19 protein-coding genes, 1 other RNA gene and 1 pseudogene are annotated in these 23,538 nt (G+C 74.6%); 16 read left to right on the top strand and 5 right to left on the bottom strand.

Annotated elements, in window-relative coordinates; all coding sequences use genetic code 11:
* Positions 1 to 57: 57 nt before the first annotated feature.
* Together OU787_RS11215 and OU787_RS11210 are read right to left on the bottom strand one after the other, a co-directional pair.
* Entirely contained in the window at positions 58 to 1,167 is a 1,110-nt protein-coding gene (locus OU787_RS11215; protein WP_030459593.1) for a sensor histidine kinase, read from the bottom strand.
* A complete protein-coding gene (locus OU787_RS11210; protein WP_030459594.1) occupies positions 1,164 to 1,826 on the bottom strand; it encodes a response regulator transcription factor in 663 nt (220 codons plus the stop codon). The genes OU787_RS11215 and OU787_RS11210 overlap by 4 nt, the downstream gene beginning before the upstream one ends.
* A 143-nt stretch (positions 1,827 to 1,969) precedes the next feature.
* Between OU787_RS11210 and OU787_RS11205 the strand changes: the two genes are divergently transcribed.
* Positions 1,970 to 2,497 carry a M15 family metallopeptidase gene (locus tag OU787_RS11205; RefSeq protein ID WP_268659241.1) on the top strand — a complete coding sequence of 176 codons (528 nt, stop codon included), beginning with the start codon at positions 1,970 to 1,972 and terminating at the stop codon, positions 2,495 to 2,497.
* Between the two features lie 451 nt (positions 2,498 to 2,948).
* On the top strand, positions 2,949 to 3,098 hold the full coding sequence (locus OU787_RS11200; RefSeq protein ID WP_268659240.1) for a hypothetical protein: 150 nt from the start codon (positions 2,949 to 2,951) through the stop codon (positions 3,096 to 3,098).
* Here OU787_RS11200 and OU787_RS34810 read toward each other — a convergent pair.
* Positions 3,049 to 4,380: an FtsK/SpoIIIE domain-containing protein gene (locus tag OU787_RS34810; RefSeq protein WP_442788628.1), complete on the bottom strand. Its 1,332-nt coding sequence runs from the start codon at positions 4,378 to 4,380 to the stop codon at positions 3,049 to 3,051. The two genes, OU787_RS11200 and OU787_RS34810, sit on opposite strands and share 50 nt — an antisense overlap.
* A 306-nt stretch (positions 4,381 to 4,686) precedes the next feature.
* Positions 4,687 to 5,831: pseudogene (locus tag OU787_RS34805) on the bottom strand (FHA domain-containing protein); the annotation flags it as partial.
* Between the two features lie 340 nt (positions 5,832 to 6,171).
* On the opposite strand from OU787_RS34805, the gene OU787_RS11190 reads away from it, so the two are divergent.
* The 4 genes from OU787_RS11190 (at position 6,172) to prfB (ending at position 10,514) form a co-directional block, all read left to right on the top strand.
* Positions 6,172 to 7,839: a serine/threonine-protein kinase gene (locus OU787_RS11190; RefSeq protein WP_268659239.1), complete on the top strand. Its 1,668-nt coding sequence runs from the start codon at positions 6,172 to 6,174 to the stop codon at positions 7,837 to 7,839.
* Positions 7,812 to 7,976 carry a hypothetical protein gene (locus tag OU787_RS11185; protein ID WP_268659238.1) on the top strand — a complete coding sequence of 55 codons (165 nt, stop codon included), beginning with the start codon at positions 7,812 to 7,814 and terminating at the stop codon, positions 7,974 to 7,976. The genes OU787_RS11190 and OU787_RS11185 overlap by 28 nt, the downstream gene beginning before the upstream one ends.
* A 143-nt stretch (positions 7,977 to 8,119) precedes the next feature.
* Positions 8,120 to 9,376 (top strand): serine/threonine-protein kinase, encoded by a 1,257-nt coding sequence (locus tag OU787_RS11180; RefSeq protein WP_268659237.1) that lies wholly within the window; start codon positions 8,120 to 8,122, stop codon positions 9,374 to 9,376.
* Between the two features lie 34 nt (positions 9,377 to 9,410).
* The gene (gene prfB / locus OU787_RS11175; protein ID WP_030459600.1) at positions 9,411 to 10,514 is read left to right on the top strand and encodes a peptide chain release factor 2; all 1,104 of its coding nucleotides are present in this window, start codon (positions 9,411 to 9,413) and stop codon (positions 10,512 to 10,514) included.
* Between the two features lie 87 nt (positions 10,515 to 10,601).
* On the opposite strand, the gene OU787_RS11170 is transcribed toward prfB, so the two are convergent.
* The gene (locus tag OU787_RS11170; RefSeq protein WP_030459601.1) at positions 10,602 to 10,790 is read right to left on the bottom strand and encodes a hypothetical protein; all 189 of its coding nucleotides are present in this window, start codon (positions 10,788 to 10,790) and stop codon (positions 10,602 to 10,604) included.
* A 261-nt stretch (positions 10,791 to 11,051) separates the two neighbouring features.
* Here OU787_RS11170 and ftsE point away from each other — a divergent pair, with 261 nt between their 5' ends.
* From ftsE to OU787_RS11120, 10 genes are all read left to right on the top strand, one after another.
* Positions 11,052 to 11,741, top strand: coding sequence for a cell division ATP-binding protein FtsE (ftsE, locus tag OU787_RS11165; RefSeq protein WP_030459602.1), 690 nt, complete (start codon positions 11,052 to 11,054; stop codon positions 11,739 to 11,741).
* Positions 11,742 to 11,752: 11 nt separating this feature from the next.
* A complete protein-coding gene (gene ftsX / locus OU787_RS11160; protein WP_030459603.1) occupies positions 11,753 to 12,658 on the top strand; it encodes a permease-like cell division protein FtsX in 906 nt (301 codons plus the stop codon).
* Positions 12,659 to 12,712: 54 nt separating this feature from the next.
* Entirely contained in the window at positions 12,713 to 13,876 is a 1,164-nt protein-coding gene (locus tag OU787_RS11155) for a S41 family peptidase (RefSeq protein ID WP_268659236.1), read from the top strand.
* Positions 13,877 to 13,920: 44 nt separating this feature from the next.
* Entirely contained in the window at positions 13,921 to 14,403 is a 483-nt protein-coding gene (smpB, locus tag OU787_RS11150; protein ID WP_030459605.1) for an SsrA-binding protein SmpB, read from the top strand.
* A gap of 67 nt (positions 14,404 to 14,470) precedes the next feature.
* Positions 14,471 to 15,736 (top strand): alpha/beta hydrolase, encoded by a 1,266-nt coding sequence (locus OU787_RS11145; protein WP_268659235.1) that lies wholly within the window; start codon positions 14,471 to 14,473, stop codon positions 15,734 to 15,736.
* A 113-nt stretch (positions 15,737 to 15,849) separates the two neighbouring features.
* Positions 15,850 to 16,228: a transfer-messenger RNA gene (ssrA, locus tag OU787_RS11140) on the top strand.
* 187 nt (positions 16,229 to 16,415) lie between these two features.
* Positions 16,416 to 17,783 carry a nitrate/nitrite transporter gene (locus tag OU787_RS11135; protein WP_030459607.1) on the top strand — a complete coding sequence of 456 codons (1,368 nt, stop codon included), beginning with the start codon at positions 16,416 to 16,418 and terminating at the stop codon, positions 17,781 to 17,783.
* Positions 17,784 to 18,014: 231 nt separating this feature from the next.
* Complete coding sequence (locus OU787_RS11130; RefSeq protein ID WP_268659234.1) at positions 18,015 to 19,241, top strand: uroporphyrinogen-III synthase; 1,227 nt, start codon at positions 18,015 to 18,017, stop codon at positions 19,239 to 19,241.
* Between the two features lie 141 nt (positions 19,242 to 19,382).
* Positions 19,383 to 21,683: a HelD family protein gene (locus tag OU787_RS11125; protein WP_268659233.1), complete on the top strand. Its 2,301-nt coding sequence runs from the start codon at positions 19,383 to 19,385 to the stop codon at positions 21,681 to 21,683.
* A gap of 325 nt (positions 21,684 to 22,008) precedes the next feature.
* Positions 22,009 to 23,484, top strand: coding sequence for an NAD-dependent malic enzyme (locus tag OU787_RS11120; protein WP_030459610.1), 1,476 nt, complete (start codon positions 22,009 to 22,011; stop codon positions 23,482 to 23,484).
* Positions 23,485 to 23,538 lie beyond the last annotated feature (54 nt).

Genomic DNA, 23,538 nt, shown 5'->3' with positions numbered 1-23,538 from the left:
GGGAGCGACACGCGTCGCTCCCGGCCCCCGGCCGTTTGCGGCCGGGCCGGGCCGGGCCTAGTCCCGGCCCGGCAGGGCCAGCACCGCCTCCAGGCCGCCCTCCGGCAGGCCGGCCAGCCGCAGCTCCCCGCCGTGCGCCCGGACCACCGCCGCCACGATCGCCAGCCCCAGCCCGTGGCCGCGCCGCGCCGGGTCGCGCTGCGCGGTCCGGCCCCGGCCGCGCAGGAACGGCTCGGTCAGGGTGTCGACCAGCGCCCCGTCCAGCTCCGGGCCGGAGTTGCGCACCGCCAGCCGCACCCACCCCGGCCGCCGCTCGTCCGGGCCGGTGCGGACCTCGGCCCGGCCGCCGGCGGGCAGGTTGTGCCGCAGCGCGTTCTGCAGCAGGTTGACGGCCGCCTGCCGGAGCAGCACCGCGTTCCCGGTGGTCGGCGCGGGGTCCAGGGCGGCGTCCACCGCGACGCCCAGCGCCGCGGCCTCCGCGGCCGTCGCGGCCAGCGCCTCGCGGACCGCCGCCGACAGCTCCAGCGGCGCCGACTCCGGTTCCCGGTGCGAGAGTTCGGCCAGTTGCAGGAGCGCCTCGGTGACCTCGATGCCGCGCTGGTTGGTGTCCTGCAGCCGGGCCACCAGCTTCGGCCAGTCCTGGTGCGCCGGGTCGGCCGCGGCGACCTGCAGCATCGTCCGGTTGATCGCCAGCGGGGTGCGCAGCTCGTGCGAGGCGTTCGCGGCGAACCGCTGCTGGGCGTCGAAGGAGCGCTCCAGCCGGGCCAGCATCTCGTCGAACGCGTCGGCGAGTTCGGTGAACTCGTCGCGCGGCCCGGCCAGCGCGATCCGGTGCCCCAGGTCGCCGCCGGACGCCCGCCGGGCCGCCGCCGTCACCTCCTGCAGCGGCCGCAGCACCCGCCCCGCCACCAGCCAGCCGCCCGCCATCCCGACCGCCGTCAGCAGCGCCAGCGCGTACCCGGACGCGGCCAGCAGCGACTCCAGGATCTCCTGCCGGGACGGCGCGTCCGCCCGGTCGCGCGGATTGGCGGGCATCAGCGGGTAGTTGGGCACGTACTTCATGCCCACGTACACCACGGCGAGGCAGAGCACGCCGGTGGTCACGGTGAACAGCGTGTAGCTGAGGGTCAGCCGCATCCGGGCGGTCAGCCGCCGGGGCCGGGTCACCGCACGTCCAGCCGGTAGCCGACGCCCGGCACGGTGTGGATCACCCACGGCTCGCCGAGCCGCTTGCGCAGGCCCGAGATGGTGATCCGGACGGCGTTGGTGAACGGGTCGGCGTGCTCGTCCCAGGCGCGTTCCAGCAGGTCCTCGGCGCTCACCACGCCGCCGCCGGCGGCCATCAGCACCTCCAGCACCGCGAACTGCTTGCGCGGCAGCGCCACGTAGCGGCCGTCCCGGTACACCTCGCGGCGGAACGGGTCCAGCCGCAGGCCCGCGCGCTCCAGCACCGGCGGCGCGCCCTGGGCCGGGCGGCGGGCCAGCGAGCGCAGCCGCACCACCAGCTCCGCCAGGTCGAACGGCTTGGTCAGGTAGTCGTCGGCGCCCAGTTCGAACCCGGCCACCTTCTGGTCCAGCCGGGCCGCCGCGGTCAGCATCAGCACCCGGCAGCCCAGCCCGGCCGCGACGATCCGCCGGCACACCTCGTCGCCCGGGACGTCCGGCAGGTCCCGGTCCAGCACCACCACGTCGTACCGGTGCACCGCCAGCCGCTCCCACGCCGACTCGCCGTCGCCCGCCACGTCGCAGGCGATCGCGGCCAGCCGCAGCCCCGCCTGCACGGCCTCGGCGAGGTACTCCTCGTCCTCCACCACCAGCACCCGCACGCACCGCTCCCGTTCCTCGACGCCCCCGGCCATTGGACACCGCCGGGCATGTCGAAAACGTATGCCCCGGCGCAGACGCCCGCGCAACACCCGCCGACCTGCAATGGGCCCGGGACCCAGACACGGACGGCCGGGAGGCGGAGATGAAGAAGAGCGCACGGACCACGATCACCGGACTGGGCGCGGTGGCGCTGCTCGGCGCGGTGGCCGCGTACAGCCTGGTCCCCGGCGGCGGGGACGGCGCGGAGGACGGGATCCCGGCCGGCGGCTCGGTCGCCGTCGACGCGGACGTCCCCGCGGTCCGCGGCCTCGACCCGGCGCTGCTCGCCGCCGTCCGGGCCGCGGCGGCCGACGCCCGCGCGCAGGGCGTCGAGCTCCGGCTGACCTCCGGCCGGCGCAGCCCCTCGTACCAGCAGCGCCTGCTCGACCGGGCGGTCGGCCGCTACGGCTCCCTCGACCTGGCCCGCCGCTACGTCAACACCCCGGAGAAGTCCACCCACGTCTCCGGCCGCGCCGTCGACGTCGGCCCCACCGACGCCGCCGACTGGCTGGGCCGGCACGGCACCCGCTACGGCCTCTGCCAGGTCTACGCCAACGAGATGTGGCACTTCGAGCTCCTCACCGCCCCCGGCGGCTCCTGCCCGCCCCAACTCCCGGACGCCGCGGGCTGAACGGGGCCGGGGGCGGTGCGGGCCGTCCGGCCCGGCGGGGATGATGAGGGCGTGACGGAACGCTTGGACGAGTTGCTGGGGGAGCCCGGACGGCCGGGGGCGCCGGCGAGCTGGGACGCCGCCGAGGCGCTGCTCGGGGTGCCGCTGCCGGGCGCGTACAAGGCGTTCGTGGACCGCCGGGGGCCGGGCGTGCTGGACGGCTTCCTGACCGTCTTCGGGCCGGTGGACGGCACCGCGGCGGAGGCCCGCGCCCTGTGGGGCACCTGGTACGGGTGGCGGCAGGGCCAGGAGCGCAACCCGGACTTCGACCCGTTCCCGTACCACCCCGAACCCGGCGGCCTGATCGGCTGGGGCTCCGACCGTCCCCCAGCCTCCGGCCGGGGGCGCCCCCCTCGGCGGCGCCTGGTTCTTCCTCGCCCAGGGCCCCGACCCGGACCGCTGGCCGATCGCGGTGTTCAGCGACACCGGCCAGTGGTACGCGACCCGCGGCAGCTTCGACGCGTTCCTGCTGCGCTGCCTGGAGCGCCGGGACTACCCGCTCTTCCTGGACTTCACCTGGCCGCACCCCGAGCCCCGCTACCTGCCGCACCCGGCCGGCTGAGGCTCAGTTCTCGGTGGCCCGCCGCAGCGCGGAGGCGAGCAGCGCCAGGTCGGTGGGGCCGTTGCCGAGCTCGCGGACCGGACGGGGGGAGGGCGCGGCGCCGTGGTCCTCCAGGCGCTGGGCGACGACGGTGGGGCGCAGCGTCGCGGTGCGGGGGATGCGGCCGCTGACCCGGGCGCCCTGGAAGGCGGTGACCGCGCCGTCCGGGCGGCGCAGGTAGCCGCGGCCGGGGGTGGTGCCGGGGAGCGCGGCGGCGTCCGGGAGGTGGACCAGCAGGTCGGAGTCGCCGGGCTGCTCGGTGCGCAGGGCGATCCGCAGCTGCGCGCACTCGTCGAGCTCGGTGCCGGCGGTGCTCTCGGGCGAGCCGGTCGTGGCGACCACGTGCACGCCGAGCCGGGCGCCGTGCACCGCGACGGCGGCCAGCGCGCGGGCCAGCGGGCGGCCGCCGGGGAGGCGGGGCCGAGCAGCGCGTCGTAGTCGTCGACCAGGACGACCAGCCGGGGCGGCGCGGCGTCGGCGGCGGGGGCGGGGGCGCGTCGGGGGAGCGGCGCGGCTCGACCACCCGGACCTGCGGGGCGGGGTCGGCGGCGGGGCCGCCGACCAGGGCGGGGGTCTTGGCGAGGGCCCGCCGGGTGTGCCAGTCGGTGAACGTGAGGCCGTCGAACAGGGCTTCGCGGTGGGCGAGTTCGTCGGTGAGGCGCTCGGCGGCGAGCAGCGCGCCGCGCGGGTCCTCGGCGGCGTTGACGTGGCCGGTGACGTGCGGGAGGTCGGTGCAGCCGGCCAGGCCGCCGTCCTCGGCGCGGTCGCCGTCGACCGTCAGCAGGGCGAGCCGGTCGGGCCGTTCGGAGACGGCGAGCGAGGCGGCGAGGCTGCGCAGCAGTTCGGACTTGCCGGAGCCGGGGCCGCCGCCGATCAGCAGGTGGTCGCCGTCCTCGGCGAGGTCGACGGCGCAGTTCTCCTCGCCGCCGGCGCCGCGGGCGGTGCCGAGCAGGGCGGTGGCGCCGCCGGCCCCGGCGGGCAGGGCCTGCCAGCTCTCGGCGAGCCGGGCGGGGGAGAGCGACTCGGAGCGCAGCAGGTCGAGCAGGCGCAGCGCCTCGGGCAGCGGGCCGCGCGGGGAGGCGCCGGTGTCGGCCTCGGTGAGCGGGGCGAGGGTGCGGGCGAGCCGTTCGGCCCAGGCGGGGGAGACCGCGTCGAGGGCGACGTCGGTGAGGCGCTCGCGGGTGCCGTTGGCCGGGCGGTCGAGGGTGAGGCGGGTGGAGACCTCGCCGGTGACGGTGCCCACGGCGCCCAGGCCGGTGGGGAGTTCCTCGGGCGCCGCGGCCAGGCAGAGCGCGAAGACGCCGGCCGCGGGGCCCTGGCGCAGCAGCAGGGCGAGGGCGTGCCGGCCGGCCTCGGTGCCGGGGTCGCCGTCGACCAGGACGACGGTGGCGGGCGGGCCGGGGGTGGCGGCGGCGAGCTCGGTGAGCCGGGCCTCGGCCTGCTCGGGGCCGAGGCCGTAGAGCAGCCGGCAGGCCTGGCCGTGGGCGGGGCGCAGGTGCGGGAGCCACTGGGCCCAGGCCCAGTCCTCGGCGGGCTGCCCGGCGGCGACGACGACCAGGGCGAGGCCGCTGGGCGGGTGCAGGGCGGCGAGCTGGGCGAGGGCGGCGCGGGCCAGGCCGGTGAGGCGGTGGCGCGGGCCGGCCAGGCCGAGGCTGCCGGCGGTCTGCAGGTCGACGGTGACGGGGACGGCGGGCAGCAGGGCGCCGGGGGCGGCGCCGGGGCGGCGGGCAGGTCGGCGGTGCCGAGCCGGAGGGTGAGCGCGTCGGGGTGGTCGGGGCCGCGCTCCCACAGCCGGGGGCCGGTGCCGAGCGCGGTGAGCAGCAGGGCGGCCGGGTCGGGCCAGCGCTCGCGCTGGTTGGCGGCCTGCCGCAGCCGGGCGGCGTCGTGCTGGCGGCCGCCGTCGGGGGCGGGCGCCTCGGCCTTGCCGCGGCGCAGCCAGCGGCCGCCGCGCCCGGTGGCGGGGGCCTGCTCGGGCTCGGGCGGGCCGGGCGGCAGCGGTGGGCGGCCGGGGGCGGTGCGGGCGCCGGTGCGCGGGGCGAGCCGGAGCCGGCCCTCGCCGTCGGGGACGGTGGGCCGGGCCGGGGTGTCCGTGGTGCGGGCGAGCTGGAGGGTGGACTCGCCGATCCGCAGCAGGGCGCCGGGGGCGACGTCGGCGGACTCCTCGCGCAGCCACTGCTCGTCGAGCCGGGTGCCGTTGGTGGAGCCGAGGTCCTGGACGGTGGCGCGGCCGTCGGCGGCCAGGTGCAGGGCGAGGTGCAGGCGGGAGACGTCGGGGTCGTCGAGCGGGACGTCGGCCTCGGCGGAGCGGCCGATCCGGATCCGCTCGCCGTGCAGGCGGTGGACGCCGCCGGCGTCGGGGCCGCCGACCACCCGGAGCTCGGCGGCGGGGCGCTCGTCGGCGCCCTCGGCGTCCGGGTCGGGCTCGCCGAGGGAGAGCACCGCGCCGTCCACCAGCGGGGGGTGGCCGAGCGGGGTCTGCTCGTCCAACCGCCGTTCCCCGTCGTAGAGGTGGACGTGGGTGGCGGAGCGGGGGCCGCGGACGCCGACCGCTCCGGCCAGCGCGGTGGCGACGGCGCCGAGCGCGGTGCCGTCCGGCGCGGTGACCAGCACGTCGGCGGCGCTGCCGGCGCTGCCCGTGCTGCCGGGGGCGGCCGGGCCGCTGCGCGGTCGAAGGACGGTGAGCCGGATCTGCATCTCGCCCGGGGTCCCTTCTGCACACGTGTGGTGCGTGCCATCCTGCCACTCGGGACGGACAGTCCGCGCACGGTACCGGATTTGACGATCTTGCGATCATCGCCATGGTGAATCCGACGGGGAGTCAGGTCAAGGAGCCCCGGACGCCCGCCCGGCCGACAGCGCGCGGCCCGGCCGGGCAACGCCTCGGAAACCCGCTCGGGCACCGTTAGAGTTGCCGAAATACGGGAGCCCGCCCGCCCGGGCGGACTCCCCAGGCCCCGGCGCCGTTCACGGGAACGGGGGAGTGCCGGAACGCGGCCCCGGCAGCGGGCGCCGGGTGACCGAACGGAGTGCACAGGTGCGGCCTGTCGGCAGCAAGTACTTGCTCGAGGAGAGCCTCGGACGCGGAGCGACCGGCACGGTCTGGCGCGGCCGGGTGCGCGAGGACGCCGCCGTGCCGGGCCTGCTGCCCGGCCAGGCGGTCGCGGTGAAGGTGCTGCGCGAGGAGCTCGCCGCCGACCCGGACGTGGTGATGCGCTTCCTGCGCGAGCGCTCCGTCCTGCTCCGGCTGACCCACCCCAACATCGTCCGCACCCGCGACCTGGTGGTCGAGGGCGAGCTGCTCGCCCTGGTGATGGACCTGGTCGACGGCCCCGACCTGTACCGCTACCTGCGCGAGTCCGGCCCGCTGTCGCCGATCGCCGGCGCCCTGCTGATGGCCCAGATCGCCGACGCGCTGGCCGCCAGCCACGCCGACGGCGTCGTGCACCGGGACCTCAAGCCCGCCAACGTGCTGCTGGCCACCCTCGCGGTGGACGGCGGCGAGCGGATGCACCCGATGCTCACCGACTTCGGCATCGCCCGGCTCGCCGACTCCCCGGGCATCACCCGCACCCACGAGTTCGTCGGCACCCCCGTCTACGTCGCCCCCGAGTCCGCCGACGGCCGCCCGCAGACCGCCGCGGTGGACGTCTACGGCGCCGGCATCATGCTGTACGAACTGGTCACCGGCCGCCCGCCGTTCCAGGGCGACAACCCGCTGGCGGTCCTGCAGGCCCACCTCGCGCAGGAGCCGCAGCGCCCCCGCACCATGCCCGAGCCGCTGTGGACGGTGGTCGAGCGCTGCCTGCGCAAGGACCCGGCCCAGCGCCCCACCGCCGTCTCGCTGGCCGAGGCGCTGCGGGTGGTCGCGGCCGGCGTCGGGGTGCACTCCTCCCCGGCCGCGGTGGACGCCGCGCTGGCCGTCGGCGACCTGCTGGTGCCCGCCCCGGCGCCGGCCGCCCCGGCCGGCGCGCACGACGCCACCCTGGCCGGCGTCGGCTACGACCCGGCCGCCGCCACCCAGGTCATGGCGCACCAGCCGCCGGCGCCCGGCACCGAGGACCGCACCCAGCCGATCGCCCCGCAGCCGCCCGCCGCCCCGCCCGCGGAGCGCACCCGGGTGATGCCCGCGGTGCCGCCCGCCCCCGAGCAGGCCCCCGCCCAGCCGGAGGGCCCGCACCCCTGGCAGACCCAGCTGCGCGCCGCCCGGGACCGCAACGCGCAGACCCGGATCGGCTACTTCGAGCCGGACGGCCCCGGCGAGCCGCAGGTCGCCCCGCGCCCGTACCAGGCCGGCCAGCACCCGCAGCAGGGCGGCGGCTACCCGCAGCCGGGCCCCGGCGGCCGCCCGCCGGTCGCCCCGCCGCCCTACCAGCGGCCCGCGCAGGACGGCCGCTACGCCCCGCAGCAGGGCCCGTACCAGCCCCAGCAGCCGCAGCAGGGCGGCCACCCGCAGCAGGGCCGGGGCGGCCGTCCGCCGGTCGCCCCGCCGCCGTACCAGGCGCAGCAGCACCAGCAGCCGGCCGGCTACGGCGGGCAGCCGGGCTACGAGGCGCCGCCGAACTACGGCGCCCCGCAGCGCCGGGCCGAGCCGCCGCCCCGCAGCGCCGCCCGGAGCCGGAGCCGCCCCGCGAGCGGGAGCGCGAGCGCGAGCCGCGCCGGCGCAGCCCCAACCGGATGCGGATCCCCGGCCTGGGCTGCCTGAAGGGCTGCCTGCTGGTGCTGGTGGTGCTGGCGGTCGGCTGCCTGGCGCTGTGGAACTTCACGCCGCTGCCGCACTACTGGGACAACGTGGTCGGCTGGTACGACTCGGCCCGGAACTGGGTCACCAGCCATACCTGACAGTGGAATTGACGCTTTGTCGACAATCTCGCGAAATTCCACCGGATCGGTACCTCCCCGGGGGCCCTCCGCGGCCCCCGGAGGCCCCGCGGGCGCGTAGGTTGTTCGTCGAGCACCGACCTACACGAGCCCACGGAGCAGCATTGGCACGCAAGATCGGCAGCCGGTACACCGTCCACCAGGTGATCGGCCGCGGCTCGGCCGGCTCCGTGTGGCTCGGCGAGGGCCCCGACGGCCCGGTCGCGGTGAAGCTGCTGCGCGAGGACCTCGCGGCCGACCAGGTGCTGGTCGGCCGCTTCGTCCAGGAGCGCGCCGCCCTCACCGGCCTCGACCACCCGCACGTGGTCGGCGTCCACGACATGGTGGTCGACGGCAGCGACCTCGCCCTGGTGATGGACCTGGTCCAGGGCAGCGACCTGCGCACCCGGCTGGAGCGCGACGGCGTGCTCAGCCCGCTGGTCGCCGCCTCGGTGATCGCCGACGTCGCCGACGGCCTGGCCGCCGCGCACGCCGCCGGCATCGTGCACCGCGACGTCAAGCCGGAGAACGTCCTGCTCGACCTCGCCGCCCCGCCCGGCCCCGGCGGCGCCCCGCGCGCCAAGCTCACCGACTTCGGCATCGCCCGCCTGGTCGACGCCCCCCGCCGCACCCGGGCCACCCGGATCATCGGAACCCCCGACTACCTCGCCCCCGAGATCATCGAGGGCCTGGAGCCGCGCGCCGCCGTCGACATCTACGCCACCGCCACCGTGCTGTACGAACTGCTCACCGGCACCACCCCGTTCGGCGGCGGCCACACCGGCGCGGTGCTGCGCCGGCACGTCACCGAGAACGTCCCCCCGGTCGAGGGCATGCCGGACGGCCTGTGGCGGATCATCTCCGAGTGCCTGGCCAAGGCCCCCGCCTCCCGGCTGCGCGCCGCCGAGCTGGCCGCCCGGCTGCGCGCCCTGCTGCCCGAACTGGCCGGCGTCGGCCCGCTCGCCGTCCCCGAGCAGCGCGCCGCCGTCGAGGAGGTCCCCACCCCCGGCGAGGCGGTCTACGCCGAGAGCGACGCCTTCGCCGGCAGCGGCACCCACCGCCGCCGCCGCGGCCCCGCCGTCCCGCTGGTGCCCGGCCCGCAGCCCGACTCCACCCGGGACACCCACACCAGCCTGCGCCGCCCCTCCGCCCAGGAGCTGGCCTCCTACGCCGAGGAGTCCCGGGCCCAGCGCGACCGCCCCGCGGCCGGCCCGCACCGCCGCACCCGGGCCCAGATGATCCGCCGCCGCCGCACCCTGGCCGTGCTGATCGCCGTGGTCCTGCTGCTCGCGGGCGCCGCCGCCGCGTGGACGGCGTTCGCCGCCGAGCCCCCCGCGGGCGCCTCCGCGGCGGTGCACACCGGCTGGTACCCCCGGTTGTAGCCGAGCCCCCCCGCCGAACCATTACCCTTGAGGCGTGGCAGCCGTCGATCCTTCCGAAGAGCTCAAGAACCTCGATTCGACCATGGCGTCGATCGAGGCCGTCCTCGACCTGGACAAGATCCGGGCCGACATCGCGACCCTGGAGGAGGAGGCAGCCGCCCCCAACCTGTGGGACGACCTCGCGAACGCGCAGAAGGTCACCAGCCGGCTCTCCTTCCTCCAGGGCGAGCTGCGCAAGGTCGAGACCCTGCGCGGCCGGGTCGAGGACCTGGGCGTCCTGTTCGAACTGGCCGAGGCCGAGGACGACGCGGACACCCGCGCCGAGGCCGAGACCGAGCTGGTCGCCGTGCAGAAGGCCGTCGAGGAGCTGGAGGTGCGCACCCTGCTCTCCGGCGAGTACGACGCCCGCGAGGCCCTGGTCAACATCCGCGCCGAGGCGGGCGGCGTCGACGCCGCCGACTTCGCCGAGCAGCTGATGCGCATGTACCTGCGCTGGGCCGAGCGGCACGGCTACCCGACCGAGGTCTACGACACCTCGTACGCCGAAGAGGCCGGCATCAAGTCCGCGACCTTCACCGTCAAGGCGCCGTACTCCTACGGCACCCTCTCGGTCGAGCAGGGCACCCACCGCCTGGTGCGGATCTCCCCGTTCGACAACCAGGGCCGCCGGCAGACCTCCTTCGCCGGCGTCGAGGTGCTCCCGGTCGTCGAGACCTCCGACCACGTCGACATCGACGAGGGCGACCTGCGGATCGACGTCTACCGCGCCTCCGGCCCCGGCGGCCAGGGCGTCAACACCACCGACTCCGCGGTCCGGATCACCCACCTGCCCACCGGCATCGTGGTCTCCTGCCAGAACGAGCGCTCCCAGATCCAGAACAAGGCCTCGGCGATGAACGTCCTCCAGGCCAAGCTGCTGGAGCGCCGCCGCCAGGAGGAGCGCGCCGCGATGGACGCGCTCAAGGACGGCGGCTCGTCCTGGGGCAACCAGATGCGCTCCTACGTCCTGCACCCGTACCAGATGGTCAAGGACCTGCGCACCGAGCACGAGGTCGGCAACCCGCAGGCGGTGCTCGACGGCGACATCGACGGCTTCATCGAGGCGGGCATCCGCTGGCGCAAGCAGCGCGAGAACTGAACGCGCGGTTAAAGAGCGGCAAGGCAAGAACGGGAAGGGCCCCTCCGCCGTGGCGGAGGGGCCCTTCCCGTGGTTCGTGGTTCGTGGTCAGCGCAGCAGCAGGGCGAGCACGAGCACCGCGGCGAACAGCAGGCCGAGCAGCACCGCGGGGTTGAGCGCGGCGAACGGCCCGTGCTGCTCCTGCTGGAGCCGGGCCCTGTTGGCGCGGCACACCGGGCAGCGGCCGTCGCTCACGCGGCCGTTGCAGTTGGCGCACACCAGTTGGTCGCAGGTCATGCGATCTCCTCCTTGCTGCATAGCCAACGTGCCGGAGGCGGATTCGGTTCCGACTGCTTACCACTCTGCCAGGTTCCCCACCCCTCGGCTCCCGGAGGAGAAGGGTTATCGATCTGTGACGTAGCTCGCAATTTCCGGGGCGAACCCGAACAACACCTGACGAAACCACGGTCAGTAGGCGTCCGGCGACTGCGGGTGCAGTTGGGCATCGCGTAAGGTCACTGGCTCCGATCCACCTAGGATGGCCCCCGTGATGCAGCCGTGATCAGATTCGACAACGTCTCCAAGACCTATCCCAAGCAGAACCGTCCGGCCCTGGACAACGTCTCGCTGGAGATCGAGAAGGGCGAGTTCGTCTTCCTGGTCGGTTCGTCCGGTTCGGGCAAGTCGACGTTCCTGCGCCTGTGCCTGCGCGAGGAGCGCCCCTCCACCGGCGACGTGCACGTGCTCGGCAAGGACCTGGGCAAGCTCTCGAACTGGAAGGTGCCGCACATGCGGCGCCAACTGGGCACCGTCTTCCAGGACTTCCGCCTGCTGCCGAACAAGACCGTCGGGCAGAACGTGGCGTTCGCCCTGGAGGTCATCGGCAAGCCGAAGAGCGCCATCAACAAGGTGGTGCCCGAGGTGCTCGACCTGGTCGGCCTCGGCGGCAAGGAGGACCGGATGCCCGGCGAGCTGTCGGGCGGTGAGCAGCAGCGCGTGGCGATCGCCCGCGCGTTCGTGAACCGGCCGATGCTGCTGATCGCCGACGAGCCCACCGGCAACCTCGACCCGCAGAACTCGGTCGGCATCATGAAGCTGCTCGACCGCATCAACCGGACCGGCACCACCGTGCTGATGGCGACCCACGACCAGGCCATCGTCGACCAGATGCGCAAGCGCGTCATCGAGCTCGACAAGGGCCTGCTGGTCCGCGACCAGGCCCGCGGCGTCTACGGCTACCAGAGCTAGAAGAGAGAAGCATGCGCGCCCAGTTCGTTCTGTCGGAGATCGGCGTCGGTCTCCGCCGCAACCTGACCATGACCATCGCCGTCGTGGTCAGTGTCGCGCTGTCGCTCGCCCTCGCCGGTGCCTCGCTGCTGGTCCGCGACCAGGTCAACTCCATGAAGGACTACTGGTACGACAAGGTCGAGGTCAGCATCTACTTCTGCACGAAGGCGGACCACAACTCGCCGCAGTGCGCGTCGGGCGAGGCGACCGACGACCAGATCCAGGCGGTCAAGGACGGCCTGGCGAAGATGCCGCTGGTGCAGAACTACACCTTCGAGAACTCGCAGGAGGCGTTCAAGCACTTCCAGGAGAGCAACCCGGACAACCCGCTGCTGGCGGCGGTCGGCCCGGACGCGATGCCGCAGTCCTGGCGGGTCAAGCTGAACGACCCGACCCGGTTCGACGTGGTGCAGAGCGCCTTCGCCGGCAAGCCCGGCGTGAAGTCGGTCGAGGACCAGCGGAAGATCCTGGAGAACCTGTTCGGTCTGCTGCGCGGCCTGCAGACCGCCGCGTTCGTGATCATGGTGCTGATGCTGTTCGTCGCCCTGCTGCTGATCGTCAACACCGTCCGGGTGTCCGCGTTCAGCCGCCGCCGCGAGACCGGCATCATGCGGCTGGTCGGCGCCTCCAACTTCTACGTGCAGATGCCGTTCATCGCGGAGGCCGCGTTCGCCGCGCTGCTCGGCTCGGCGCTGGCCTCGGCGCTGCTGCTGGGCGGGCACTTCTTCGTCCAGGGCTGGCTGGCCAAGAAGGTGGCGTTCATCCACTTCATCGGCCTGTCCTCGGTGCTGGCGGTGATCCCGCTGCTGGTCGTGGTCGGCATGGCGATGGCCGGCGTGGCCGCGTTCTTCACCCTGCGCAAGTACCTGAAGGTCTGACGGACCGTCGGCGCCACCGGCCGGCGGGCCCGCCGCGGCACTAGACTCGCGGGCATGCCGACACCGCAGCGGGTACGCCAGGGGATGACGCTCGGCCTGGTGTTCGGCGCGGTGCTGTTCGCCGGAGCCGCCTCGGGGGCCTGGGGAGAGCCGGACGGCTCCTCCCGGGCCCCTTCGTCGTCCGAGGGCCCGCCGCACGCCGACCTCGCCGGGGCCGACCTCACCCCGCAGCAGGCCCGGCAGTTGGTCGGCGACAGCGGCGACCGCTGGGCGGCCTACCTGAGCCCGCAGCAGTACGCGGACCTCACCGGCGGCCGGTACGCGGGCGTCGGGCTGAACGTGGACCGGGAGGCCGGCGGGCCCACCCTGGTCGCCGAGGTGGTGCCCGGCTCGCCCGCCGCCCGGGCCGGCATCGAGCCCGGCCAGCGGCTGGTCACCGTCGACGGGGCGCCCGCCGAGCAACTGCCGGTCACCGAACTGGTCTCCCGGCTGCGCGGCGGACCGGCCGGCAGCACGGTCGCCGTGGACGTCCGGGACGGGGCCGGGCCGGTGCGCGAACTCACCCTCACCCGGGCCGAACTCTCCACCCGCGAGGTCGAGGTGGAGCACCCGGCGCCCGGCGTGGCCCGGATCGCCGTGCACGCCTTCACCGAGGGCGTCGCCGAGCAGGTGCGGGCCGCCGAGGCCGGCTCCCGGGGCGTGGTGCTCGACCTGCGCGGCAACTCCGGCGGGCTGGTCGGGGAGGCCGTCGACACCGCCTCGGTGTTCCTCGACGGCGGCCCGGTGGCCAGCTACCAGGTGCACGGCGAGCACCGCGAACTGACCGCCGCCCCCGGCGGCGACACCGCCGTCCCGCTGGTGGTGCTGGTCGACGGCGGCACCATGAGCGCCGCCGAACTGCTGGCCGGCGCGCTCCAGGACCGCAGCCGGGCCGTCCTGGTGGGCAGCCGCACCTTCGGCAAGGGCACCGTCCAGCAGCCCAGCCGGCTCGCCGACGGCTCGGTGCTGGAACTCACCGTCGGCCGCTACCAGACCCCGGCCGGCCGCTCCCCGGACGGCACCGGCGTCCAGCCCGACGTGCCGGCCGCCGGCGAGGACCCTCAGGCGCTCGCCCTCAAGGTGCTGGACGGGCTGAGCGGCTCCGCCCCCGGCGCCACCGGCACCCCCGCCGCCCCCGCTGCGCCCGCCGCCGGGGCCGCCGGGCCCGCCGCGCCGTAAAGGGGCTGCCGCGCCCGCCGCCGAAGTGCGAGAATGACCGGGCTATGGCAAAGGAAACGGGCAAGAAGCTGGTCGCGCAGAACAAGAAGGCGCGGCACGAGTACACCATTCTCGACACCTACGAGTGCGGCATGGTGCTCACCGGTACCGAGGTCAAGTCGCTGCGCGAGGGCCGGGCCAACCTGGTCGACGGCTACGCGTACGTCCAGGGCGGCGAGGCCTGGATCGACAACGTCTTCATCCCCGAGTACGCCCAGGGCACCTGGACCAACCACTCGGCGCGGCGCAAGCGCAAGCTGCTGCTGCACAAGATGGAGATCCGCAAGATCGAGTCCAAGGCGAAGGAGAGCGGCCACACGCTGGTCCCGCTGTCGCTCTACTTCAAGGACGGCCGCGCCAAGCTCGAACTCGCCCTCGCCGTCGGCAAGAAGCTGTACGACAAGCGGCAGACCCTGCGCGAGCGCCAGGACCGCCGCGAGTCCGACCGCGCGGTGGCCGCCGCCCGCCGGCGCTCCGGCCAGGGCTGATCCCCTGTCAAGCGTCTGACGGGGCCCGGCCAACCGGTGTGATGGGACGCCTCCGTATCATCTCCGGGTGGACATCTCGCTGTTGAGTGGCTGGCTGCCGTGGACCTTCCGAATACTGGCCGTGGTGGCGGTCGTGGCGGCGCTGTTCAGAGTCAGCCCGTTCTGGGTCCGCCACCGGCTGCCCTGGGTGGTCGGCGGGGCGGCCGTCGGCACCGGGCTGGCCGCGCTGCTGGTGCTGGCGTTCGGCGGCATCCAGGACCCGCTGCCGCCCGGCCTGTGGCTCTGGGTGTGCTGCGCCCTGCTGGGCCTGGGCGGCCTGGCGGCCGGCGTCCGGCGGGTCCGCTGGTGGAACCTGACCGCCGTCCCGGTGGCGGTCGGGATGTCCCTGCTCTGCGCCGCCAACTCGATCAACATCTCCACCGGCTACTACCCGAACGTGGACGCGGCGTTCGGCGACCTGACGAACGCCCCGGTGCCGCAGCAGATGACCCTGGAGGAGGCGCTGTCCACCGTCGGCCGGGCCACCGAGGGCCGGGTGGTCGTGGTGGACATCCCCGCCGAGCCGAGCGGCTTCAAGCACCGCCGCGAACTGGTCTACCTGCCGCCGGCCTGGTTCCGCAGCAAGGTCCGGCCCAAGCTGCCGGTGGTGGAGATGATCGGCGGCCAGTTCGCCGCGCCCGACAACTGGATCCGGGCCGGTGGGGCGGCCGGGAGCGCCGACGCGTACGCCGCCGCGCACAACGGCTACGCCCCGATCCTGGTGATGGCGGACGCCACCGGGGACTTCAAGACCGACACCGAGTGCGTCAACGGCAAGCACGGCAACGCCGAGGACCACCTGGTCAAGGACATCCCGCCGTACGTCGCCAAGACCTTCGGCACCGCCACCGACCCGCGCTCCTGGGCCGTGGTCGGCTGGTCGATGGGCGGCACCTGCGCGGTGGACCTAGCCGTGGTGCACCCCGACGTGTTCGGCCACTTCGTCGGCATCTCCGGCGACCTCGGCCCCAACCTCGGCAGCAAGCAGGCCACCATCAACGACCTGTACGGCGGGAACGCCGCCGCCTGGGACGCGCACGACCCGCTGACCGTCCTCGGCCGGGCCAAGAAGGACGCCTACCGGGGTTCCAGCGGCTACTTCCTGGTCGGCGGCGAGGAGGGCGGCAAGCACCTGGAGAACGCCCAGGCCCTGGACCGGGCCGCCCGGGCGGCCGGGCTGGACACCAAGGTCGAGGTCCACCTCGGCAAGCACGACTGGCAGTTCGGCACCGCCGGTTTCAAGCTGGCGCTGCCCTGGCTGGCCCAGCGGACCGGCCTGCCCGGCGCGAACTGACCTCGGGCGGCCCCGGGCATCAATGCGCTGGACCCTTGACGCGCCGGTTGAGTACTATGGCAGCGCACCACCCGGAGGGCCCCGCCCGCCGGAGCTGTTTCTCAAAAAAACATGGGGATGATCGGTTTCGACAGTGACAGTCGAAACAGGAGAAGCGAGCCGAGGAACGCGGCAATGATCTCGTTAACCATCTGTCGCAAAAAAATAATCGCCAACTCTAAGCGCGATTCCCAGCAGTTCGCTCTCGCAGCCTGATCTGCGAAAGTGAATGGGTGTCAGCCCGGGGCGTTCCCGACCCGGATCCTGGCATAATCTAGGGAACTCAACCTTCCACCCCGGTCGCGGGGGTGGCGGGGAAACCAAACAGTGACTGGGCCTGTTGGCGGCTTGTCCGCGTGACCGCCAGGGCCGAGAAACTCACAGCGGACTGCGCTCGGAGAAGTCCTGAATCCACTTCACTGGACCCGGGTTCGATTCCCGGCATCTCCACCACCCCATGTGCACCGCAGAGCCGCCCCCCGTTCACCGGAGGGCGGCTCTCGTGCGTTCCGGGCCCTCACACGCCGCCTCCGGGCCGGGTGAGCGGACGGTACCGCGCCCTTCACACCGCACAACGAGTCCGAAATCGTGGGTTCCTAGCGTCATGCCCAAGGACAACGGAACGCGAAGGAGCAGCCCCATGGACGGCACCACCACGCGCGGCAGGACGGGCGGCCGCTGGATCCAGCAGTGGGACCCGGAGGACACCGCGTTCTGGGCGGCCACCGGCCGCCGCACCGCCCGCCGCAACCTCGCCTTCTCGGTGCTCTCCGAACACATCGGCTTCTCGATCTGGAGCCTGTGGTCGGTGATGGTGCTCTTCATGGGCAAGGAGTACGGCATCGACCCGGCCGGCAAGTTCTTCCTGGTGGCGATGCCCACCCTGGTCGGCGCCTTCGTCCGGATCCCCTACACCGTGGCGGTCGCCCGGTTCGGCGGCCGGAACTGGACGGTGGTCTCCGCGCTGCTGCTGCTCCTGCCCGCCCTGGCCGCCTGGTACGTGATGCACCCCGGCACCTCGTACACCACCTTCATGCTGGTCGCGGCGCTCACCGGGTTCGGCGGCGGCAACTTCGCCTCCTCGATGACCAACATCAACGCCTTCTACCCGGCCCGGCACAAGGGCTGGGCGCTCGGCCTGAACGCCGGCGGCGGCAACATCGGGGTGCCGGTGATCCAGCTGGTCTCGCTCGGCGTGATCGCCTGGGCCGGAGCCGGCCACCCGCGGCTGGTGCTCGGCGTCTACCTGCCGCTGATCGTGGTCGCCGCGCTGTGCGCCGCCCTGTTCATGGACAACCTCGCCCCGATGCGCTCCGACACCGGCGCGCTGGCCGCCGTCGTCAAGGAGAAGCACACCTGGCTGATGTCGGTGCTGTACATCGGCACCTTCGGCTCCTTCATCGGCTTCTCCTTCGCCTTCGGCCTGGTGCTGCAGAACCAGTTCGGCCGCACCCCGCTGCAGGCCGCCCAACTCACCTTCCTCGGCCCGCTGCTGGGCTCGGTGATCCGCCCGCTCGGCGGCAAGCTCGCCGACCGGTACGGCGGCGCCCGGATCACGCTGTGGAACTTCGCCGCGATGGCCGCCGCCGCGAGCGCGGTCACCTACGCCTCGTCGATCCGCTCGCTGCCGGTCTTCCTCACCGGCTTCGTCGCCCTGTTCGTGCTCGCCGGGCTCGGCAACGGCTCCACCTACAAGATGATCCCCGGCATCTTCGACGCCAAGGCCCAGGACCGGATCGCCGCCGGGGCCGCCGCCGAGGAGGCCGCCGCCTGGTCGCGCCGGATGTCCGGCGCCGCGATCGGCGTGATCGGCGCGGTCGGCGCCCTCGGCGGGCTCTTCATCAACCTCGCCTTCCGGGAGTCCTTCCTGATCGCCAAGTCCGGCACCCCCGCCTTCGTCTCCTTCCTCGCCGCCTACGCCGTCTGCTCCGCCCTCACCTGGGCGGTCTACCTGCGCCGCCCCGCCGCCGGGGCCGCCACCGAAACCCCCGCCCTCACCCGGGTCTGACCGGGCGTCACACTCCCGGAAGCACCCCGGAAGCACCCCGGAAGCATCCCGCAAGAACCCCGCAAGCACCCCCTCGGAAGCCCCCGGACCGCCCCGACCTGCCGCGAAACACGCCGGTAATCGGGGCGACCCGGGGGTGACACCGCGACCGGACACGATTGATCACCCACCCGACCGCCGCCCCGTCCCCCGCCAGGACACTCCGGGCCGCGCAGCTAAGGACCACACCGCATGGCCGACCCGACCCGATGCCAGCCGGCCGAACCGGCGCCCACCGATGCCGAGCCCACCGAAGCCGCCGCGCCCACCGATGCCGCGACCACCGTCGCCGAGCCGGCCGCGGCCGCCGGGCCCGCCGAGGCCGGCCCGCTGGCCGGCTGGACCGTCGGCATCACCGCCGCCCGCCGCGCCGACGAACTCGCCGCCCTGCTGCAGCGCCGCGGCGCGGACGTGCTGCGCGCCCCCGCCCTGCGGATCGTCCCGCTCGCCGACGACGGCGAGCTCCACACCGCCACCCGCGCCCTGATCGCCGACCCGCCCGACCTGGCCGTCGCCACCACCGGCATCGGCTTCCGCGGCTGGCTGGAGGCCGCCGACGGCTGGGACCTCGGCGACGACCTGCGCGCCGCCCTCGGCCGGGCCGCCGTGCTGGCCCGCGGTCCCAAGGCCAAGGGCGCGATCCGCGCCGCCGGGCTGCGCGAGTCCTTCTCCGCCGCCACCGAGTCCTCCGCCGAGGTCCTCTCCCACCTGCTCGACCAGGGCGTCGACGGCCGCCGGATCGCCGTCCAGCTGCACGGCGCCCCGCTGCCCGGCTTCGTCGAGTCGCTGCGCGCCGCCGGCGCCGACGTGGTCGAGGTGCCGGTCTACCGCTGGCTGCCGCCCGCCGACCCCGGCCCGCTCGACCGCCTCCTCGACGCGGCCTGCACCGGCGCGGTCGACGCCGTCACCTTCACCTCCGCGCCCGCCGCGATCAGCCTGCTGGAGCGGGCCGCCGAGCGCGGCCGCACCGAGGAGCTGCTGCACGCCCTGCGCCGCGACGTCCTGGCGGTCTGCGTCGGCCCGGTCACCGCCGCGCCCCTGGACGCGCTGGACGTCCCCACCGTCTGGCCCGAGCGGATGCGGCTGGGCGCGATGGTCCAGACCCTCACCGCCGCCCTCCCGGCCCGCTCCCGTCCGCTCCCGGTGGCCGGCCACACCCTGGAACTGCGCGGCCGGGCCGCCCTGGTCGACGGCCTGCTGCGCCCCGTCCCGCCGGCCGGCATGGCCCTGCTGCGCACCCTGGCCCACCGCCCCGGCTGGGTCGTCCCGCGCGCCGACCTGCTCCGCGCGCTGCCCGGCAGCGGCGACGACGAGCACGCCGTGGAGTCCGCGATGGCCCGGCTGCGCCAGTCGCTCGGCGCCCCCGGCCTGATCACCACCGTGGTCAAGCGCGGTTACCGGCTCTCGCTCGACCACTGAGCGGAGCCACCGGGCGGGGCCGCCGGGCGGGGCCGCCGGGCGGGGGTCCGGGCGTTCGGCGGGGCCCCGTCTACCGGAGAGGAGGCCGGTTCCCTGTAAGATCTTCCGTCCGCCTTTTTCTCCGCACCTTTGGGGGGCTCCTTGGGCGCGCACGGCTCCGCCGAGCACCGATCCGACACCGTCCGCGACCGCGAGATCGCGGGGGAGCAACGGCATCTCGACACCGTCTACCGGCGGTTGGAGGAGAAGCTGGCCGAGGCGGAGTACATCCTGGAGGACGCCGCCAAACGGGTGCAGGTCGGCACCCCCGGCGCGCTCGCCGAGCGGGACGCCCAGGTGTACCGGGCCGGTGCCCACCTGCAGCGGTTGAACAACGAGTTCGAGGACTTCCTGTTCGGCCGGATCGACCTCCAGCAGGCCGACGCGCCGGAGGAGCACGGGATCCCGTCCCAGACTCCGCTGGACCCGGCCGACCCGGCCGTCGCCGAGAGCCTGCACATCGGCCGGCTGGGCGTGCTGGACGCCGAGTTCGGCCCGCTGGTGATCGACTGGCGGGCCCCGGCCGCCGCGCCGTTCTACCGGGCGACGCCGCTGGAGCCGGGCCGGGTGATCCGGCGCCGGGTGATCCGGTCGAAGGGCCGGAAGGTGATCGGCGTCGAGGACGACCTGCTCCGCCCCGACCTGGCGCCGACCCTGGACGGCGAGGAGCTGGCGGTGGTCGGCGACGGCGCGCTGATGGCGACGCTGGGCCGGGCCCGCGGCCACTCGATGCGCGACATCGTCTCCTCCATCCAGAAGGAGCAGGACGAGGTGATCCGGGCCGCCGCCGCGGGCGCCACCCTGGTCACCGGCGGCCCCGGCACCGGCAAGACCGCGGTGGCGCTGCACCGGGCCGCGTTCCTGCTCTACCAGGACCGCCGCCGGTACGCGGGCGGCATCCTGGTGGTCAGCCCGACCGCGCTGCTGGTCTCGTACACCGAGGGCGTGCTGCCCTCGCTGGGCGAGGAGGGCCAGGTGGCGATCCGCGCGGTCGGCAGCCTGGTGGACGGGATCGAGGCGTCCCGCTACGACAGCCCCGAGGTGTCCCGGATCAAGGGCTCGGCGCGGATGGTGCAGCTGCTGCGCCGGGCGGCGCGGGCGGCCCTGGAGCTGGGCGCGCCGACCGAGCTGAAGGTGTTCGCCCGCGGCCGGGCACTGCGGCTGGACGCGGGCCGGCTGAAGGCGGTGCGCGGCAACGTGGTGGGCGGCGGCGGCACGCCGCTGAACCTGCTGCGCCCGCGGGCCCGCCGCCTGCTGCTGGACGCACTCTGGTCGGAGGCGGTCCGCGACCTGCCGAAGCCCACCAGCCACGCGGAGCGCGAGCAGCGCCAGGAGGAGCGCGAGTCCTTCGACGAGTACGTGTCCGACGAGGCCCCGTTCCTGGCCTTCCTGGACGCCTGGTGGCCCGCCGTCACCCCGCGCCGGGTGCTGGCCACCCTCAAGCAGCACCGGCACACCAACCGGATCGCCCGCCGCGCGGTCACCCCGGAGGAGTCCCGGCTGCTCGCCGCGTCCTGGCGGCACCTGGACGAGCGCGGCGCGGGCGACCTGTCCGCGCACGACGTGGCGCTGGTCGACGAGCTGCAGGTGCTGCTCGGCGAGCCGGCCCGCCCGAAGGTGCGCGAGGTGGACGCGGTCGACATGCTGACCGGCCTGGACGAGGTCACCACGTACGGCGAGCGGATGTACCGCCAGCGCGAGCGCGAGCGCGTTCCGGAGGAGCGGCGCGAGTACGCGCACGTGATCGTCGACGAGGCGCAGGACCTCACGCCGATGCAGTGGCGGATGATCGGCCGCCGCTCCCGGATGGCGACCTGGACGATCGTCGGCGACCCGGCGCAGTCCTCCTGGCCGTTCCCGCAGGAGGCGCAGGCGGCGATGGACGAGGTGCTGGCGGGCAAGCCGCGCCGCCGGCACACGCTGACCGTGAACTACCGCAACCCGGCGGAGATCGCCGAGGTGGCGGCGAAGGTGCTGGAGCTGGCCGCCCCGGGCACCCCGTCGCCGAGCGCGGTGCGGGCCACCGGCGCGCACCCGCGGTTCGCGGCGGTCCGCGAGCCGGACGCGGCGGCGTTCGGCGCGGCGGCCCGGGCCGAGCTGGAGCGGCTGCTGGGCGAGGTGGACGGCACGGTGGCGGTGGTGGTCCCGATGGACCGCCGGGCCGAGGCGGCCACCTGGACCGAGGGCCTGGGCGAGCGGGTGGTGGCGCTGGGCAGCCTGGAGGCCAAGGGCCTGGAGTACGACGCCACCGTGGTGGCCGACCCGACCGGCATCGCGGGCGAGTCGGAGGCGGGCCTGCGGGTGCTGTACGTGGCGCTGACCCGGGCCACCCAGCGGCTGACGGTGCTCTCCGGCCCGGACGACCTGCCGGACGCCGCGGGCGTCCCGGCGCTGCTGAAGTAGCCGGAGCAGCACGAAGGCCCCCCACCCGGAGGTGGGGGGCCTTCGCCACGTTGAACACCGACCCGCCATGCTCGCCTCGCGGCAAGTGGTCCCTCGAAGGGACGAAGGTTGGGCCCGGGGGCTTGGATCGAGCCGGTGCCGTTCCAATGTAACGCATCCGCGCCGACGGGCAAGGAGGTGCTGCTCCGGACCGGGCGCTTTGTGGGGTCCGCACACTCAATGCACGTTATTTCTGGCAAGCCCTTGGTCGGTGCGACCATCGAGGTCTAGCATGCCGAGCGGCATGGAACTTCAACAGTTTGTTGATTCAGGAAGAAGGACGTCGATGGCGACGGTGCCCAGTGTCTCGAACTCGATCACGGTCCGGTTGGAGGTCCCGGCCACCGGCAACGCGGTGAGCTCGATCACCACCGCGGTGGAGTCCTCCGGCGGTTCGGTCACCGGTCTCGACGTCACGGCCTCCGGCCTGGAGGCGCTGCGCATCGACGTCACCGTGGCGGCGTCCTCGGTGGCGCACGGCCAGGAGATCGTCGAGAAGCTCCGCACCATCGACGGCGTGAGCATCGGCAAGGTCTCCGACCGCACCTTCCTGATGCACCTCGGCGGCAAGATCGAGATGTCCTCGAAGCTGCCGATCCGCAACCGCGACGACCTGAGCATGATCTACACCCCCGGCGTGGCCCGGGTCTGCATGGCGATCGCCGAGAACCCGGAGGACGCCCGCCGGCTGACCATCAAGCGCAACAGCGTCGCGGTGGTCACCGACGGCTCCGCGGTGCTGGGCCTGGGCAACATCGGCCCGAAGGCCGCGCTGCCGGTGATGGAGGGCAAGGCGGCGCTGTTCAAGCGGTTCGCGGGCATCGACGCCTGGCCGCTGTGCCTGGACACCCAGGACGCCGACGAGATCGTGGCGATCGTCAAGGCCATCGCGCCGGGCTTCGCGGGCATCAACCTGGAGGACATCTCGGCGCCGCGCTGCTTCGAGATCGAGGCCCGGCTGCGCGAGGCGCTGGACATCCCGGTCTTCCACGACGACCAGCACGGCACCGCGATCGTGGTGCTGGCCGCGCTGACCAACGCGCTCAAGGTGGTCGGCAAGGAGATCGGCGAGATCCGGGTCGTGATGAGCGGCGCCGGCGCCGCGGGCACCGCGATCCTCAAGCTGCTGATGGCCGCGGGCGTCGCGCACGCCACCGTGGCGGACGTCCGCGGCGTGGTCCACCAGGGCCGCGAGGACCTGAACGACAGCCTGCGCTGGATCGCCGAGAACACCAACCGCTCCGGCCGCACCGGCACCCTCAAGGAGGCGGTGGCCGACGCCGACGTGTTCATCGGCGTCTCCGCCCCGAACGTGCTGGACGGCGACGACCTGGCCACCATGGCCAAGGACGCGATCGTCTTCGCGCTGGCCAACCCCGACCCGGAGGTCGACCCGGCGGTGGCCCGGCAGACCGCCGCGGTGGTCGCCACCGGCCGCAGCGACTTCCCCAACCAGATCAACAACGTGCTGGTCTTCCCGGGCGTCTTCCGCGGCCTGCTGGACGCGCAGAGCGCCAGCGTGGACACCGAGATGATGCTGGCCGCCGCCCGGGCGCTGGCCACCACCGTCACCGACGACGAGCTGAACCCGAACTACATCATCCCCAGCGTCTTCCACCCGGGCGTGGCCAAGACCGTCGCGGCCGCCGTCCGGGACGCCGCGGTGGCCGCCCGCGGCGACGCCGAGCCGGCCCCCGAGACCCCCACCCCGGGCATCGTCGGGACGCTCGACACCGGTGCTTTCCCGGCCGTTCAGCTCTGAGCTCCGCCCCGTCCGGCGTCCCCGCGTCCGGCGGGGGCGCCCGAGCCCTTGCGA

Source organism: Kitasatospora sp. YST-16 (assembly GCF_026802215.1).
In the GTDB taxonomy this organism is placed as follows: Bacteria; Actinomycetota; Actinomycetes; order Streptomycetales; family Streptomycetaceae; genus Kitasatospora; species Kitasatospora cineracea.
The sequence above is the reverse complement of the archived record's forward strand: the minus strand, read 5'-3'. Positions and strand labels throughout refer to the sequence as shown.